The sequence below is a fragment of the Rhizobium mayense genome (genome assembly GCF_030272705.1).
GTDB lineage: Bacteria > Pseudomonadota > Alphaproteobacteria > Rhizobiales > Rhizobiaceae > Rhizobium > Rhizobium mayense.
In genome coordinates, this window is record NZ_JARFYM010000010.1 from 264,396 (window position 1) to 280,778 (window position 16,383).

Genomic DNA, 16,383 nt, shown 5'->3' on the forward strand with positions numbered 1-16,383 from the left:
CGACCTGCGGAAATCCGTCGACATCACTTTGAGAGGACGCCGCAAAAGCGAAGGCCGCATGATTAAGAATCCACCTTCCTCCTCAGACTAAAGTCCGTGCTTGATCGGACCTATGTCCCAAAACGACAATCTTTGGTCCTAACGCCATAGATTATGCCTTCCGCTACGCCACGTCTTTCTCCGCGATGGAAGCGGCGGGGTATCCGACCGCTGTTGCAAGGCACGTGGAGAAGTCGATGAACATGAACGACGTCCTCAATAACGGCATCGTCGCCCTGGAGCTTGCTACGGTTTTGGCCGACAGCGTCACCGAATTGGCTCCGAGGTAACCGGCCATGCAGCAAACGAAGCGAATTCTTGTTACAGGTGGTGCAGGTTTTCTCGGATCATTCCTTTGCGAACGACTTTTGCAGGAAAAACACGAGGTTATTTGCGTCGATAATTTTTTCACGGGACGCAGAAGTAACGTCGCGCATTTGCTTGACGACCGGTCTTTCGAAATCGTCCGCCACGATATTACGTTTCCTCTCTATGTAGAGGTCGACGAGATCTACAATCTCGCCTGTCCGGCAAGCCCGGTTCACTACCAGTACGATCCGGTACAGACGACCAAGACCAGCGTTCACGGCGCGATCAACATGCTGGGGCTCGCCAAGCGGGTCGGGGCAAAGATCCTCCAAGCCTCCACCTCCGAAGTCTATGGCGATCCCGAGGTCCATCCCCAACAGGAGGGTTATTGGGGCCGGGTGAATCCGATAGGACCGCGCTCCTGTTACGACGAGGGCAAGCGCTGCGCCGAAACCCTGTTCTTCGACTATTGGCGCCAGCACCGGCTCCGGATCAAGGTGGCGCGCATCTTCAACACCTATGGTCCGAGGATGCGCCCCGACGACGGTCGCGTCATCTCCAACTTCATCGTGCAGGCGCTTGAGAACAAGCCGATCACTGTTTATGGCAACGGCGAGCAGACACGCTCGTTCTGCTATGTCGACGACCTCATCGACGGCCTGGTTCGGCTGATGGGGACAGACGACGAGGTCACGGGCCCTATCAATCTAGGCAATCCGGTCGAGTTCACGATGCTGGAGCTTGCCAAGCTCGTCATAGAATTGACCGGCAGCCGATCGAAGATCGAATATCTGCCCTTGCCTACTGACGATCCCAGGCAGCGACAGCCGGACATCGGGGTCGCCAAGAGTGAGCTTGGCTGGAAGCCGAAAGTCCAGTTGCGGGGCGGGCTTGCGAGAACGATCGCCTATTTCGACGACTTGCTTTCGTCGGATCGCTCGCGGCGGGTCGCTGCAGAATGACGACCGTCCTTGTCACAGGCGGAGCCGGCTATATCGGATCGCATTGCTGCAAGGCGTTCGCCGAGGCCGGCTGGTCTGTCGTCACCTATGACAATCTCTCCCGCGGCTGGCGCGACGCCGTCAAATGGGGCCCGCTAGTCGAAGGTGATATTGCCGACGCCGAGGTGGTCGCGACAGCGCTGCGCCAGTACCAACCGGATGTGGTGGCGCATTTCGCCGCATACGCCTATGTCGGCGAATCCGTGGAATATCCCGAGCTCTATTACCGGAACAACACATTCGGGACGTTGGTGCTCATCGAGGAAATGCTGAGAGCCGGGATCAATAGGCTGATCTTTTCAAGTACCTGCGCGTCCTACGGCATCCCGGTGCGCACCCCGATCGACGAGGAGCATCCGCAGTGGCCGATCAATCCCTACGGATGGTCGAAGTTCATGATCGAGCGGATAGTGGAGGATTTCTCGCGTGCTCGTGGCCTCAATGCGGTGATGCTGCGATATTTCAATGCAGCCGGCTGCGACCCCGACGGCGAGATCGGCGAATGGCACGAACCCGAGACGCATGTCGTTCCGCTCGCCATCGAGGCGGCGATCAAACCGGGCCGGGTCTTTACCGTCAACGGCACCGATTTCGACACGCGGGACGGTACAGCGGTCCGCGACTACATTCACGTTAGCGATCTGGCGCGTGCCCATGTTCTTGGGGGTGAAAAGCTGCTGCGGGACCAGGGAGTGCATGTCTATAACCTCGGTACCGGCAATGGAACGACGGTGAAGGAATTGGTCGACGCCGTCTGCCGCGTTTCCGGACAGAGCCTTCCCGTTGCCTATGGGCCCCGTAGAGCCGGTGACCCGCCGGCTCTCGTCGCTGCGGCCAGTAAGGCCGAGCGGGAGCTTGGATGGGTGCCCAGGCATTCCGACATCGACACGATCATAGACACGGCGCTGGCCTGGTATCGCAGCCGGATGTAACCTTTACCTGCGTGCCGTTGTCAGAAAATCATCGAGAGCAGTGCCGACCGCTTCGATCGAGAACTTTTCCGTCACCCTTTTTCTGGCAGCCGCGCCGAGCTGAGCGCGAAGGGCTCTGTCGTCCTTCAATTTCCCCAAGGCCTGCGCAATTTCCTCCGGCCGCTCCTGCCCCACCATCAGGCCGCCCGAGGCTTCTCCATCGGCCAGAATGTCCGGCAAACCCTGCGCGTCCGTGGCGATGACGGGAAGACCGCAGGCCATCGCTTCCAATGGCGCGACCGGCATGCCCTCGATGCGGGAGGTCGTGACGTAAGCATCCGCGGCCGAAAGCCAGCGCCGGATCAGGGGCCGGTCGGTCGTGTAGCTCGAAAGCCATCGCAAATTCGAAAACCCGCTTTCTTGCACGAGCTTTGCGAAGGCGTCACTGTCCTGACCCGAGCCGATGATCACCAATTGGCTCGCCGAATCTCCGGCGAAGCTCCCCCAAGCCTTCAAGAGAACATCGAGCCCCTTGCGGCGGATATCGATGCGACCATGATTGAGGACGATGAAGCAATCCTGCGGCAGGCCAAGGCTTGCTCGCGCCTCCATGCGGTCCATGGCCCGCCATTCCCCAGTGTCCAGCGGGTTCGGGATGTTCGCGATGTCGAGCGCAATGCGCGGATAGGCCTTGGAGAGACGGTCGCGCTCGGCGGAGGAAGCGACAATGAGGCCGCGACAGGCGCGCAGGGACAGCTGCCGCGCGACAGCCTCGATCCAGGACAGCGTGCGATCTCCGCCCTGGAAAGTGGCATAGAGGGGAATGTTCATGCTGCGCGCCAGCCATGCAAGCGCATCGAAGCGAATATATTCATATTCCTGGGCAAGCAGCACATCGCATCTGGAGCGGGTGATGATCTCGCGGAAGGCCGCGAGCGGCGTCGCGGCCCACCGCCGAAGGCTGTAGGCGGCGGAAGAATGGCCTTGCCGGGACCGCCTTGCCGGCGCGATCCAGATCGGCGTGCCTGTGCCCGAATGCTTGTGGCGCTCAATTCCGGTGACCCGTTCGGATGCGCAGACGATGACCGGCTTGTGGCCCACGGAACTCAGCGCGGCGGCATAGCCGAACAGCCAGCCTCCCGTCATCCGCTCGACGAAATCCTGAAGCTCGAGCCCAATCGGCTCGAGAAACTCCTCGATCACATCGCCCCACGGAAAGAGGGCGATCACCCGCGGCGTCTGGTGGCTAGTCATTTGCGCCAGGCGAATGCCGTCTCGGTACCGCGCGTGGAGGGCCGGTGCATCAGATAACCGACCATCGTTAAAGGAGCAGCCAGCGCATACAGAACCTTGCGGCGGCGGCGTCCGAGGCGGGAAAACGAGACGTCATGGAAAAACGCCGTGACTGGGTTGATGAATGTGGCACGCCGTTCCGGCGACCTGTCGAAAAGAGCTGCAAGTTCCGGATCCTTGTAGCCCCGCCTGACGTGCCCCCATTCCTGCATCAACTCGCTCTCATGCGGGCAGCAGCGTTTCATGACGCTGAAATAGGGATAGTGCCATTTGGCTTCAGGGGTGGAAATGAGGACCTGTCCGCCCGGCCGTACCACTCGCAACGCCTCCTGCGCGGCCAGGCGATCGTCCTCGATATGCTCCAGCACGTCGAACAGGGTGACGATATCAAAACTGTCGTCGGCAAAAGGCAGCGAGCAGGCATTGCCGCAAATGAAGGTCGAGTTCGTCCACGAGGGCTGATGCTCGGCCAGTTCCGGGTCGATGTCGAGCGTGACGATCTCCGCCTCCGGATAAAGGATGCTCGCGAGACCGCTGCGACCGCCGCCAATTTCCAACACCTGTCCGGAGCCGCCGGTTTCCTTCGGCGCAACGCGGTGGATGGCACGCATCTTCTCTCGATAAAACAGGCCATCGGTCAGGCCATTCGGATAAGGATTCCCGGACAGGAACCGGCCAAGCGGTGCCTTCTTGATCATTTCGCTATTCCCTTAACGTCGGCGGCGGCTGCGCGCATCGCTATCCGCCGCTTTCTCCAACCGAGGCGCAGAAGAAACTGCAACCCGGCCAACCATCCCTGAATTTCCGCGGCCAAAATTGCGAGCCTGCCCGGCGGACCCTCGAAAAGCGCCTTGACGAAGGTCTTCAGGAAGTAGACCGGCAGCTGCTTGCCGATGCGCACGATGTTTCCGCGATGGCCGAAATTGTCGTACTGCGCCACCAGCGCCGCCACGTGGCCCTTCATGTAGGCTCGTATCTGCCGCTTCAGCCCCGGCCAGTCACTTCGATGGTGGTGGAAGACGACGGCTCGCGGTTCGTAAAGGCACGCTCCGCCGGTCGCCAGAAGCCGGTACCAGAGTTCGGAATCTTCTGAGCATCCGGCAGCCCCGGCGCCGAGGCGCTCGTCGAACATGCCGACCCGCTCGAATACGGATCGTTGAAAGGCCATGTTGGCTCCGGCGCCGATCTTCCACACATGCGCGCCGCTCGGCCGTGTCTCTTCGAAGAACCGCCTGTCGAATGTGAGCGGCACGAAGGTGGTCCCGAAACCGCCCATGGTGAACTGGAAGCAGCGTTGCGCTGCCGTGTCGAGGCGCGCCGGCAGCACAAGGCCCGTGAGCGCCTCGACATCCCGGTCCGCAAAGGCACGCGCGATTTCGGCGGTCCAGCCGGGATGGACTTCGACATCATCGTCGGTGAAGGCGACGATATTTAGCCGGCTTGCTCGGATTCCGGCGTTTCTGGCGCGGCTCAAGCCAGCCCGCGGCTCATGGACATATTGAACGTCAGGGAATTGCCCGCAGACATCCTTGGCGTTCCCATCGCTGGAATTGTCGACGACGATGACTTCCCCTGGAGCGCTGCGCTGTGCCGCCACGCTGCGAAGGCAGTCGGCCAGCGCTGGACCGCGATCGCGGGTGCAGATCACCACGGAGATATCATGCGCAGAAGCGGAAGACGTGATTGCGAACTCGTTGAGGCTTTCGATCAGATCTTCCGCTTTCAGCGCGGCCTCAAGCGACAGCGCGCGTTTGGGCCATCCTTCGTAAGTGGCTCGCAGCGGTGCACCAAGACTGATGCTGCGCGCTTCCAGTTGTGCGGCTGCATATTCGGCAGTGAGTTGGCGCAACTGGGGGATTCCGTAAGGCAGCTCGTCTTGCAGGGATGCACGTGTTCCAAGCGGCAGGTCCTTCCACCAGAAGATGGATAATGCAGGCCCGCTCTCGGCGCCAGTATTGGCAGCGGCGAGATCGATATGCCGCACCTCAAAGCGCTCTTTCATCATCGGTTGCGCTCCCGGATCGCCTGGATGCGAGTGCGCGAGCGGTCATATTCGCCGGCAAGGCCATAGATTCCACCCCATAGCTCCGCAATGCCGAAACGCAGCTCGTGGCCGCGAAACCGCCTTGCGGCACGAGCAAGCGCCTTCAACTGGTCAAAGAACCACCACCGGACCATGGCGCGATGGCGTGCGCGCATTTCATCGTCGGTGCGGTAGCTTTTGACGAGAAAGGCCATCATACCCAGGCCCCACGTCCAGTATTGTCGCCTGAGCTGCGGAATGGTTTCGCGATGCTCGTGATAGACTGCGTATTCCGGCTCATAGATCATTGGGCGGCCCGAACGCAGCACGCGGTAAAAAATGTCGAGATCGCCGCCTCCAGGCAGCGGCGCTCCGGTATCAAGCGCTTCATCGAAGCCGCCAAGCTTGATCAGCAGCGCGCGGTCGAAGGCCATATTGCAGCCAGCGCCAAGCTCACCGGATCCCACGGGATGGAGTGGATTGTCAAAACGAGCTTTGTGAAACTCCCGTCGCACAAAGCCGCGGCCAAACCCTCCTCGTCGTTCGAAAAGAATCTGCGCCTCGGTGTCGAGGCGATAGGGCAGCACCAGGCCTGTGAAACCGCCGACGTCGGGGTTTTCAAGACAGGCCTTGGCAAGACCCGCAAGCCAATTGCGGTCCACCACCACGTCGTCGTCCAGATAAGCGATGATATCGCCCCTGGCCGCATGGAGGGCGGCGTTGCGGGCAAAATCCAGCCCGGCCTTCGATTCGAAGACGTAGCGAATATCCCTGAAACCCTCGACGGCGTCGCGCGTGGCGTTATCCACCGACGCATTGTCGACCACGAGGATTTCGACAGACTGGAAGGCAGAATCGGCGCGAACCCGATCGAGTGAGCTGAGCAGTCGGGAGAGACGCTGCGCGCGATCCTTGGTGCAGATCGCAATGCTGAGGCTCGGCAACGCCGCCCCGTCCGTCGGCTGGCGTCTCCTTAACTCCTCCTCCAGCTTGGCAACGAGGATGCGCCCGGCAAAGCGCTCGCAGGCAAGGGCTTCCAGCCTTTCGACCGTCATCACCGATCCGGCTGAAAGCTCAACCATTTCGAATGCGATCAATCGGCCTTGCCACCGGGCAACGAGGCCGATCCCGTTCTGCCCGGCTGAGAGCTCGATCGGCGCCAGGGGTTCCGACAGCTCGATGTCAGCAAGCTTGTAGTTCATCGACTAATTTCCACTCTGGCGGCGCGGCCATGCTGAAACCCATGGAGCCTGGAAAAGTGACCTTGCCGCTTGAAAAGTTCGTCCGGCGAGCCGGCCTCGATGACCCGCCCCTTCGCCATCACGACAATCTGGTCGGCAGCTTCGACGGTCGAAAGCCGGTGAGCGATCACGACAACGGTGCGGTTATGCGAATACTCATCGAGCGCGAGCTGAAACGCCTGTTCGGTCTCGACGTCGAGCGCATTTGTTGCCTCGTCCAGCAGCAGAATATCGGGATTGCGAAGTATGGTGCGGGCGAGCGCGATGCGCTGCCTTTGCCCGCCCGAAAGACGCATCCCCTGGTCGCCGATTCGTGTCTCGTAGCCATCCGGAAGCAGTCGGATGAAATCGTCGGCCTTGGCGATCTCTGCGGCTCGACGTATCTCCGCATGGCCGGCCTCGAGGTCGCCATAGGCGATGTTGGCCGCGATCGTGTCGTTGAAGAGATGGACTTCCTGCGACATGAGCGACAAGCGCCTTCGCCAGCTGCGGAGATCGAATTCGGAAAGGGGGGCGCCGTCTGCGAGGACCTCGCCGGACGTCGGATCCATAAAACGAAAAAGCAGCGCCATGATCGTTGATTTGCCTGCACCCGACTCCCCCACGATCGCCGTGGTCTTGCCGGCGGGAATGCTGAAGGAGACGTCCTGCAGGGCCAGCCGCTCGCCGGAATCATAGCGGAAGGAGACGTTCCGGAACTCAACCGCCTTCCTGAGCGGAGCCGCCGGCAGAATCCCTTGAGCCAGGAAAGGCTTCTCCGTCCTGCGCAGATAATCGTCGACGTCGTCGATACTGCCGGCGAGCCCATCCAGAGCGATCTTCGACTGCATCAGTTCCCGGGTTGGCCCCTGAAGGCGGTAGAGCAGCGACAAAAAGGCGGCCAATGCAGCAATGCCTATATCTGCCGACTGCGCGAGCAGAACGAGCGCGCCGATCAGGACAGTGATCGAGATCTCCGAAACCGGCCCTGGGGTCGCCCACAGCATGTCGAGTTTCAGGAGACGACGCCGCACGGTATCCGACGTCTGCAGGAAGCGATTGCGTTCATAGTCTTCCTGGGCGAAAGCCCGGATCAATTGTAGTGCATTGATGCTCTCCCACATCCTGAGGCCGAACTGCTTGTTTTCTTCGACGACGGCCTTGCCGGTCTCGTCGGCGCGGCGCGTGGCCAGGCGAATGGCCAGGGCGCCAAAAAGCAGAAACATCATCGAGAAAAACGTTAGCCTGACGGAAATCAGGAGCATCAGCAGGACGAAGACCACGAATGTGCAGAAGCAGATCATCAATCGGTAGGCCAGACTCAGCCCCTGGCTGACCTTCCAGGTGTTGTTGGCGATCGTCGTGATGATGTCGGAACGCTTGTTTTCGACCCTGTAGTCGATGCACGAACTTATCGTCTGGTCGAAGACCCTCGCTCGCAATCGATGCGCGACCAGGCCGTCTATATACCGCGTCACCCAGGTATTGATGAGATGAACCGCGTTCTTGAGGAGGATGCTGAGGCACAGAACTCCCACCAGGAACGCCGTCAAATAGTGTTCCGGGATGGATGCCAAAAGTCGGCCGAAAATCGGCTGCCATCTGCCCGGTTGCGGCGCCAAAGCGCCGAGGCTCTGAATGAGGGGAATGAAGAGGAAGAGCCCGGCACCCTCGAGGACCGCCGCAGCCAGCCCGAGTCCGACGATGGTCGGTCCAGCCCACGTAGGTGCTCCCGCCAGGTGGAAAAGCTGTCGCAATCGCGTGAAAAGAGGCACGACCAACATCACCCGGCCATCTCCATATAGAGCGGCCGGAAATTGGCGTTCTTGTTTCGCAACCGCTTCACGCGAGCCTTGATCCAGTCAGGAACCAGCCTGGCTCGGCAATACACATCCAGCATGTTCGGCAAGCTCGAAATCGCCAGGCGTGTGTCCAATGCCAAAAATTTACTCAACAGATCGCAGCCGTCGAAGAACCGCCCCCCGACAAAACCTCTCACGGCGAGCCAGCGGATCATCTCGACCAGATGAGCGTCGAGGTCGCTACCATAGTGGGGATATTTTTGGCGAAATTCGCCAAGAACGATTTCACACGAACGAAGCATCTGCATGACATCGCTCGACATGTTGGTGTTTGTCATACGGTAGCCGACAAGGTGTTCCGGTACAACGCGAAATTCGTAATTCTCCGCAATTCTGAGACAGATCAGAAGGTCTTCGCAGCCTTGGGCCTTGCGCTCCCTCAAAGAGGGGTCGAACTGCCCGGCTTTTTCGAATGCGGAACGACGCATGAGCATCGAGCTGCCATTCCCGACGAAATTGTTCCTGCACATGCGCTGGAGCACATTTCCTTCGGCGGTCGGCCGATTGTGCAGCGAGAAGACACGACTATCCTCATCGATAAGGGCGAACCAGCAATAGGCCAATCCCGCCGACGCGCCGCCCTTCTCAAGGGCTTCCCACTGAAGCGCGATCTTCGACGGCGCCCATAGATCGTCAGCATCGACAAACGCCAGAAACGCTGCATCGGTCGCAGCCGCGCCGTTGTTGCGTGCTAGGGCGACGCCGCCGTTGGACTGCCGAATGATCCTTATCCGTCGATCTTGCTTTGCATAATCGGTCACGATCGATGCCGAATTATCCGACGAACCGTCATCGACAACGATGATGTCCAGCGCCTGATGGGTCTGCTGGCAGATACTGGCCAAGGTCGCACCGATCGTGCGTTCGGCGTTGAACATCGGCACCACGACGCCAATGGTGGCACTTCGATCACTCCCCACGGTCAATGCCACCCATTAATGACGACGTGGGCCAATCCGGTGACGCCGCCACCGAGGAAAACCGCAGCAGGCGTCAGGGCGACGATGCCGTTTTTCAGGACGCCGTTCTTGTTCATCGACCCTCTCCAAATACCTTGCAACAGCGGTCGGATACCCTCCGCTTTCATCGCCGGGAGAGTCTGGAGCGGCGGGAGGCTTAATCTATGGCGTTAGGACCAAAGATTTTCGCTTTAGGACATAAGTCCTGCCATGAACCGGACTTTAGTCTGAGGAAAAATGAAGATGCTTAGCCGTGTGGCCACCATCTTTGGTAGAGCCTCCCGAACGATTGGAACGATTTCTATACTTCATGCGCGTCGGGATGGCAGACTGCGTTCTAAGACGGCAATGCTGCACCCCCTTTTGATGCCAATCTTTGCTGGACTTTTCGCAAAACGAGCTTTGGAATTCTGTATTTCCTGCGTCCTGAACCCAGGTATCGAACGCGGTCCTCTGCCTTAGGTCCTAGTCGGCAGACAAGGTGTAAGCTGCTCGGCCGAGCGCCAAAAACGTAAAAGCCCGCCGGGGCGGGCTGTTTGCCTGGAACCTCTGTGGAGCTCTGACGTCTCGCCTTTCGGTAATGGTCGGCAGGACGAGGAGCTACCATCGCCAGCGAAGATGAAGTCTTCGCGCCAGCGATAAGTATCTAGGAGAAGGCTTGGTTGCGGGGGCCTGACTGCATGGAGACTTGTAAATTCTCCGCATTAACTGGCTGAGAGGAAATGATTCCTGCATTGCGCCTGAAGCAGCCTTGCCCCATCATTTGTTGGTTTCTACGCAGAACTGAGCCGGTTTTGGAGTGAACCCCACGGGCTGGACCATCGCGCGGCTCGTCGAGCCAGAGTTCGGTCGCCAACGACAAAATTCGAAATCCTCCCAACTCTCGCATTCCAGACATGACAGTTTTGTGACATAACGCTCGGGATCAGCAACCGCCTTGGAAGAAATCTGAGTTGTACGAGCGCCATGTTGCTTGAACATCGCCAATTAGAACCAGAGCCCGACGTTGAGCGCCCGATTGTGGCGCAGGCGGCCGCCATCTGCCTGACCGCCTCAGCGCCTGACGCTCCGCACGTCGTCCTCGTACGCAGCCGGCGCACGGGACGGTGGGGGCTGCCGAAAGGCGGAATTGAGCCCGGCGAAGTCAGCTCCTGGGCAGCTCAACGCGAAGCCTTCGAAGAGGCGGGCGTGACGGGTATCGTGTGTTCAAGGCCTATCGGTCACTTCGCCTACGAAAAGGAAGGCAGCTGCACTCGCTATGAGGTTGCCGTTCACGTGCTGCTGAACGACCTGCTCGCCAATCATTATCCCGAACAGCAGATGCGAGAGCGGGGCTATTTCCCTCTTGCGGAGGCGATCGACCTGATCACCCACCCGCAAGTCCGTCGAATTCTAGCTATGCTGATGGACGAGTACCGTGGTCGTTAGGCGGCGAGAACCTAAAGACGCTCTCCCGCCGGGATAAGTTCCAATATTTGCAAAACTGGTGGCTCAAGCAATTCAGGTGGTCAGCATTGCGCTGACCATCTGCGCGGCGCGCTGCCGCTGAGTGAATTGCGCTGCATAATGTCCTCATTTTCGAACAAGAGTGCCCAAAACCATCTAACCGCCTTGAGGGGACTTGAACCAACGACGCCCATGACGCCAGCCTCCTCGAAAGCCTCTCTCGATGCCCACCGCCAACCTTTGCCGTGACTACGGCCACGCGCCGAACGCGGTCAGGCGTGCGCTGGCTGGCGAGACCTGCGATAGATCAACTCGAGGCGGGCTTCGTACGTTAGCCCCGGCGCTTCGATCCAGCGAGCGTGATCTCGAAGCGACCGAATGAGCGCCACAAACGGGGAAGCCACGTGCGATCACTCGGCCGCAAGCACATGCCGTTGTAACGGCAATTCCAGGCGCGTCCAGACATCGACGAGCGCGTCTACAAGCGCGTCGATCAATGCATTGTCGTGGTAGGGTGTAGGGGTGATCCGCAGCCGCTCGGTGCCGCGCGGTACGGTTGGAAAGTTGATCGGCTGTACATAGATCCCGTGATCGCTGAGCAGGAGATCGCTTGCAATCTTGCATTTTTCCGGATCTGCCACCAATAGCGGCACGATATGTGTGTCGTTCAACATCAGCGGCAAGCCTGCCGCGTGAAGCAACGACTTCAGGCGTGCCGCGCGTTCCTGATGTCTGTCGCGCTCCCATTGCGACGTCTTCAGGTGCCGGATCGCCGCTGTCGCGGCGGCGCAGACTGCTGGCGGCAGCGCTGTGGTGAAAATGAATCCTGGCGCATAGGAGCGCACCGCATCGATGATCTTGGCATCCGCCGAGATATAGCCGCCAAGGCAGCCGAATGCCTTCGCCAACGTCCCCTCGATCACATCGATACGGTGCGAGGTGCCTTCACGCGCAGCGATACCGGCACCGCCCGGCCCGTACATGCCGGTCGAATGGACCTCGTCTATATAGGTCATTGCGCCGTAGCGTTCTGCGAGATCGCAGATGCGGTTCACCGGAGCGAGGTCACCGTCCATCGAATAAAGCGCTTCGAACACAATCAGCTTTGGTCGCTCAAACGGCTCCGCCGCCAGCAAATCTTCAAGGTGTCGCACGTCATTGTGACGCCAGATCTTTTTTTCGACGCCTGAGCGCCGGACGCCCTCGATCATCGAATTGTGGTTCAATGCGTCCGACAGGATGAGGCAGTCTGGAAGCAGTCTTGCGATCGTCGCGATGCCCGTTTCGTTGGAGACATAGCCGGAGGTGAAGACCAGCGCCGCGTCCTTGCCATGAAGGGAGGCCAGCTCGTTCTCAAGTTCGACGATCGGATGGTTGGTGCCGGAAATGTTTCGGGTGCCGCCTGCCCCGGCACCCATACGGATCGCAGTCTCAACCATCGCATCGATCACCTTTGGATGCTGCCCCATGCCGAGATAGTCATTCGAACACCAGATGACCACCGGTCGCGGACCGTCCGGAGCGTGCCAGATTGCCTGCGGAAAGCGCCCGGCAACACGTTCGAGATCTGCAAACTCGCGATAGCGCCGTTCGGAATGTAGCCGACCAAGGGCCTCAGAAAAGAAATGATCATATATCATGGGACGGATCTCCTTTCGTTGTTGTTCTCGAGGACGGAATTGTTAGAGGCCCAAGACGCCAGCTGGCGGCGCCCGATCTCTCCCTGGGACGGCCGGTCCCGGAGGGAAGGGACCGGCCGCGGGCGACCCACGGCGGGGGACGGAGCGCCGGGCGCCAAATGCTTCCAACGCGGACTGCTTGGATGCGATTATTGGTAGCGGACATGCGCAGCCGATGGGAGTAAAGCAGTCAAAATTGCGCCAAATCCCGGCAAAATGCCGCTTCCGTTCGATGGTGATATCCGTCAACAGAGATCGCCAAACGGCACCCTATGGTATGTCCAGAGGGTGCCTGGCTTTCACAGCCGCATGTCAGATCACGTCCGATGCCGTAAGGCCTTGCCCCCCTTTCAGGAATTGCCCTGGCCAGTAAGACATTCGGGCCGTTGCGAAGATTGCCCGAACCAGCTGACCAGGCTGGCCTCCAGATCCGAGCGCAATCGCTTCAGCCGCGTTTCACCTTCAGCGGCAGAACCGTTGCGGATCGTAATCGTTGCGGTCAGGCCTGACACGAGCGGCACGCCTGGCGGCACTTTGTCGATTGCGATGCGCACCGGTACGCGCTGTGCCAAACGCACCCACGTATAGACCGGATCGACGTTGGGGAGTCCCTGTGTGGCTGCAGTGGCGTTGGACACGCTGACACCACGCGTCACGGTCGCTATATGTCCAATGATCGGCGCGGAATAGCCCAGCAGATGGGCTTCGGCTCGATCGCCGATGCACAGCCGCGAGAGCTTGGTTTCCTCGAAATAGCCATCGATCCAATAGCTGTCGGCGTCTATGATCGAGACGTTCGTGGCGCCGGCGCGGGCGTAATCGCCCTGCCGGAGCAGGAGGTTGGTCACGACACCATTCACCGGGCTGCGCACGACAGTGCGCTGCAGATTGATTTCGGCCTGCGAAACCTGCTCCTGCGCGGCGTCGACTGCAGCACTGGCCTGCAGTGCCGCTCCTTCATAGACCTGCTTCTCCTCGATGCTGGTCGCCATATCCTGAGACAAGCGACGGCGCCGCTCGGACTGCAGGCCCTTCACGTCCCGATCTGCTGTCCTTTGCTGCAGGGCGGCCTTGCTCGCGCGAAACGCCACCTCGAAATCGAAGGGGTCGATGACATACAAAATGTCACCCTTGCGAACGAACTGATTGTCTGCAACGAGAACCTGCCTGATCTGTCCGGAGACTTGCGGAGCGATGCTCGCCACCTGCACGCGAATGCGACCGTCGCGAGTCCAGGGCGCGAAATTATAGACATCCCATGTCGTCAACGCCGCCAGCACCGCGACGATGAACATGCCCGCGGTGGCGATGCTGCGTAACATCATCTGGAACCTGGCTCCTAATCGGCCTCGTAGTGGCGCGACCCCCTTGACCCTTTGCCGGGCCACATGCCCTTCCGGAGGCAATTCGGCTATTCTTAGAGCAATCTCATCGGATTGACCGACTGCGGGCGGCGTTTCCCTAGGCGGAACCATCGGCGCTGGAGTCGTCGCACCGCGCTGAACAAGGTCATTGCCAATTATCGTTTCCATCGGTGTTCTCCACTAGAAAAGGTGCATCAAGAGACAAAGGATCGTCGTGTAGAGGCTGAGCTCGGCAATCTGGGGATTGCTGAAGAGCTTCGTGAATCCGACGAGAAGAAGAATCGGACGAAGGAGAAAGGCGATTGCGAGTGCCGCAGCCAGGTAGGCCGCGAAGGGCGCAACCAGGACGCCTTCAATGACCAGTTCGTGAAAGGTGTGTGTCATCGCATGATCTCCGGGATTGGTTGGACCTCTCGGTCGCCGTCGATGAGGTTGCTCGCGGTTAGAAGGATGGTTGCGATGTCACTCGCAGCGGGGTTCTCAGACGACACTTCGCGACGGATCGCTGCTGCCAGGGCGCGCAGCGCCTTGGCATCCTGTGCGATGAGCGCAGCACGTGCCTGATCCGCAAGAAGAGCCATTGGACCATCGGCGAGTTGAAGGAGTTTCGCATCGCAAAGACGCATCACAGCCGATTGATCGAAGCAGGAGAGCATGCCGGCGAGAGAACCGCTGTCCTGAGTTCCACCCGCCGAGATGAACTGCTCGAGCCGTGCCATTTCGCGAAACGCCGCTTCTTCGGGTGCCCGCCCATTTTCGGATCGCAGCCGGCGCAGATCGTCTCGGGCTGACGAAACCAATCGTTTTCTCCGTTTCGCATCAGAGACAGGAGGGATGAGAATTTGCGCTACGAGCAGGATCGCAGCCGCTGCAAAAATGAACACGCCGGTGATCAGAAATGTCAGCGGGTTATAGGACTGCGGATTGCTGGGCGCGAGAAAGATCGTAATGAAGGACAGATTGACGCGACCAAGTGACGACCAGAGAAGGTTCTGCGACGTCATGCAGAGCGTTGCTCCGATGAGGAAGGGAGCCATCGCAATTGCCAGCAGCGGAAAGGCGTCAACCCCATCGAGTATGAAGAATTCGAGAATGCCCGTCAAAAACATGGCGGTGGGCACACCGACCAGCGCCATGGCGGTAAACGCGCGTGGACTTGGCGTCGTCGCCCCAAGTGCTGCGATCAACAGGACGAAGGACAACGAGACGCTTGTCGCAGGCCAGCCAGTCCAAATGAACAGCGCCGAAGCGATTGCAATCCACAGAGCAGCGCGCACACCGCTTTCTATGGCAGTTCGATAGGAGCGGAACATTGGCGCGCGCCACACGTGGGAGGGCCACTTGGCCGATCTCAACGCCAGAAAATCAGCACGGAACCCTCCGTCGCGCCGCAGAAATTCTTTCGCCGCCCACGCCGCAGTGTGAGTCTCGCGGCGCCCCTGGATCTCTTCAGGGCGTGATTGTGGCGCGACAGCGGTCTCGATATCCACGGCGGCGCCGCTCATGGAGATCTTCAGGATCCGCGCCGCCTGGAGTTCACCAGCCAATGCAACGACGGCGCTTTGCCCGGCGGCGTTCCTGGCAGGGCCGCCGTTTGCATCGAAGCCAATACTTGCCATTGAGGGACCGAGAACCATGATATCGCGCACCAGATCGAGAAAGGTCGACGTATTGCACGGTTCAGGCGATGAGACTGACATGGCATAGGCCCGAACGCGGCGGTGCAGAGCTGCGAGTTGGGCAACAAAGCGTGGATACTGGCCCGGTGCGAACATGAGATCGTTAATGACCGCCGTCGCAAGGATACCGATTGCGATCGAAGAGCCGCGCGATATCGCGACTTCGAACACCTGCTGGGGATTGTCGAGCTGCTGTGTTGCGATCAGCCCGACCGTATAACCCGACAGCACCGCCGCATAGGCGCGATTGCCATCCAGAAGCTTTGCAACAAAGATGCTGCTTCCCATCCACAATGCGAATGCGGCGAGGACCAGGTCCCTCGTCTGCGAGAACAAGCCGGTGATAACGATGGATGCGACCACTCCGACAACCGTGGCCAGCAAGCGATAGCCTGCCTTTTCCAAAGCCTGGCCTCGTGTCGGTTCCGCAAGAATGGAAACCGTGAGCGCCGCCGTCGACGGCGCCTCGAGCTGAAGCCAGAAGCTTACGAAGAGCGCAAGGGTGGTGGCCAGCCAGATGCGGATGGCGAACGACCAGGCGCTAACCGGAAACGTCAAGATTTCGAATGGTTTGCGGGAAGGTGTCATAGCCATGATC

General features: G+C 59.8%; 13 protein-coding genes. 3 read left to right on the top strand and 10 right to left on the bottom strand.

Annotated features, from left to right (window positions below):
• Positions 1-335 precede the first annotated feature (335 nt).
• Both PY649_RS15280 and galE read left to right on the top strand, forming a co-directional pair.
• Positions 336-1,310, top strand: a complete 975-nt coding sequence (locus tag PY649_RS15280) for a UDP-glucuronic acid decarboxylase family protein (RefSeq protein WP_285869342.1) — start codon at positions 336-338, stop codon at positions 1,308-1,310.
• A complete protein-coding gene (gene galE, locus PY649_RS15285; protein WP_285869343.1) occupies positions 1,307-2,281 on the top strand; it encodes a UDP-glucose 4-epimerase GalE in 975 nt (324 codons plus the stop codon). Before PY649_RS15280 ends, galE begins: the two co-directional genes overlap by 4 nt.
• A gap of 3 nt (positions 2,282-2,284) precedes the next feature.
• Here galE and PY649_RS15290 read toward each other — a convergent pair whose 3' ends face one another.
• The 6 genes from PY649_RS15290 to PY649_RS15315 are packed head-to-tail and all read right to left on the bottom strand — an operon-like array spanning position 2,285 to position 9,578.
• Positions 2,285-3,514, bottom strand: a complete 1,230-nt coding sequence (locus tag PY649_RS15290; protein ID WP_285869344.1) for a glycosyltransferase family 4 protein — start codon at positions 3,512-3,514, stop codon at positions 2,285-2,287.
• Positions 3,511-4,251: a class I SAM-dependent methyltransferase gene (locus tag PY649_RS15295; protein ID WP_285869345.1), complete on the bottom strand. Its 741-nt coding sequence runs from the start codon at positions 4,249-4,251 to the stop codon at positions 3,511-3,513. The genes PY649_RS15290 and PY649_RS15295 overlap by 4 nt, the downstream gene beginning before the upstream one ends.
• Positions 4,248-5,558: a glycosyltransferase family 2 protein gene (locus PY649_RS15300; RefSeq protein ID WP_285869346.1), complete on the bottom strand. Its 1,311-nt coding sequence runs from the start codon at positions 5,556-5,558 to the stop codon at positions 4,248-4,250. Before PY649_RS15300 ends, PY649_RS15295 begins: the two co-directional genes overlap by 4 nt.
• Positions 5,555-6,778 (bottom strand): glycosyltransferase family 2 protein, encoded by a 1,224-nt coding sequence (locus PY649_RS15305; protein ID WP_285869347.1) that lies wholly within the window; start codon positions 6,776-6,778, stop codon positions 5,555-5,557. The genes PY649_RS15300 and PY649_RS15305 overlap by 4 nt, the downstream gene beginning before the upstream one ends.
• The gene (locus tag PY649_RS15310) at positions 6,775-8,580 is read right to left on the bottom strand and encodes an ABC transporter ATP-binding protein (protein ID WP_285869348.1); all 1,806 of its coding nucleotides are present in this window, start codon (positions 8,578-8,580) and stop codon (positions 6,775-6,777) included. Before PY649_RS15310 ends, PY649_RS15305 begins: the two co-directional genes overlap by 4 nt.
• Positions 8,580-9,578 carry a glycosyltransferase family 2 protein gene (locus PY649_RS15315; protein ID WP_285869349.1) on the bottom strand — a complete coding sequence of 333 codons (999 nt, stop codon included), beginning with the start codon at positions 9,576-9,578 and terminating at the stop codon, positions 8,580-8,582. The genes PY649_RS15310 and PY649_RS15315 overlap by 1 nt, the downstream gene beginning before the upstream one ends.
• Positions 9,579-10,583: 1,005 nt before the next feature.
• On the opposite strand from PY649_RS15315, the gene PY649_RS15320 reads away from it, so the two are divergent.
• A complete protein-coding gene (locus tag PY649_RS15320) occupies positions 10,584-11,045 on the top strand; it encodes an NUDIX hydrolase (RefSeq protein ID WP_285869350.1) in 462 nt (153 codons plus the stop codon).
• Positions 11,046-11,473: 428 nt separating this feature from the next.
• Here the strand turns inward: PY649_RS15320 and hemA are convergent, their stop codons facing one another.
• The 4 genes from hemA to PY649_RS15340 all read right to left on the bottom strand — a co-directional run bounded on the left by hemA (position 11,474) and on the right by PY649_RS15340 (position 16,379).
• Complete coding sequence (hemA, locus tag PY649_RS15325; protein WP_285869351.1) at positions 11,474-12,703, bottom strand: 5-aminolevulinate synthase; 1,230 nt, start codon at positions 12,701-12,703, stop codon at positions 11,474-11,476.
• 389 nt (positions 12,704-13,092) lie between these two features.
• The gene (locus PY649_RS15330) at positions 13,093-14,067 is read right to left on the bottom strand and encodes an HlyD family secretion protein (RefSeq protein ID WP_285869352.1); all 975 of its coding nucleotides are present in this window, start codon (positions 14,065-14,067) and stop codon (positions 13,093-13,095) included.
• Between the two features lie 219 nt (positions 14,068-14,286).
• Positions 14,287-14,490, bottom strand: a complete 204-nt coding sequence (locus tag PY649_RS15335; RefSeq protein ID WP_285869353.1) for a DUF1656 domain-containing protein — start codon at positions 14,488-14,490, stop codon at positions 14,287-14,289.
• Positions 14,487-16,379, bottom strand: a complete 1,893-nt coding sequence (locus tag PY649_RS15340; RefSeq protein WP_285869354.1) for an FUSC family protein — start codon at positions 16,377-16,379, stop codon at positions 14,487-14,489. The genes PY649_RS15335 and PY649_RS15340 overlap by 4 nt, the downstream gene beginning before the upstream one ends.
• Between the last annotated feature and the right edge of the window lie 4 nt (positions 16,380-16,383).

Coding starts and splice junctions, on each gene's coding strand:
- PY649_RS15280 (WP_285869342.1), top strand. CDS start 336: ATGCAGCAAACGAAGCGAATTCTTGTTACAGGTGGTGCAGGTTTTCTC.
- galE (WP_285869343.1), top strand. CDS start 1,307: ATGACGACCGTCCTTGTCACAGGCGGAGCCGGCTATATCGGATCGCAT.
- PY649_RS15290 (WP_285869344.1), bottom strand. CDS start 3,514: ATGACTAGCCACCAGACGCCGCGGGTGATCGCCCTCTTTCCGTGGGGC.
- PY649_RS15295 (WP_285869345.1), bottom strand. CDS start 4,251: ATGATCAAGAAGGCACCGCTTGGCCGGTTCCTGTCCGGGAATCCTTAT.
- PY649_RS15300 (WP_285869346.1), bottom strand. CDS start 5,558: ATGATGAAAGAGCGCTTTGAGGTGCGGCATATCGATCTCGCCGCTGCC.
- PY649_RS15305 (WP_285869347.1), bottom strand. CDS start 6,778: ATGAACTACAAGCTTGCTGACATCGAGCTGTCGGAACCCCTGGCGCCG.
- PY649_RS15310 (WP_285869348.1), bottom strand. CDS start 8,580: ATGTTGGTCGTGCCTCTTTTCACGCGATTGCGACAGCTTTTCCACCTG.
- PY649_RS15320 (WP_285869350.1), top strand. CDS start 10,584: ATGTTGCTTGAACATCGCCAATTAGAACCAGAGCCCGACGTTGAGCGC.
- hemA (WP_285869351.1), bottom strand. CDS start 12,703: ATGATATATGATCATTTCTTTTCTGAGGCCCTTGGTCGGCTACATTCC.
- PY649_RS15330 (WP_285869352.1), bottom strand. CDS start 14,067: ATGATGTTACGCAGCATCGCCACCGCGGGCATGTTCATCGTCGCGGTG.
- PY649_RS15335 (WP_285869353.1), bottom strand. CDS start 14,490: ATGACACACACCTTTCACGAACTGGTCATTGAAGGCGTCCTGGTTGCG.
- PY649_RS15340 (WP_285869354.1), bottom strand. CDS start 16,379: ATGGCTATGACACCTTCCCGCAAACCATTCGAAATCTTGACGTTTCCG.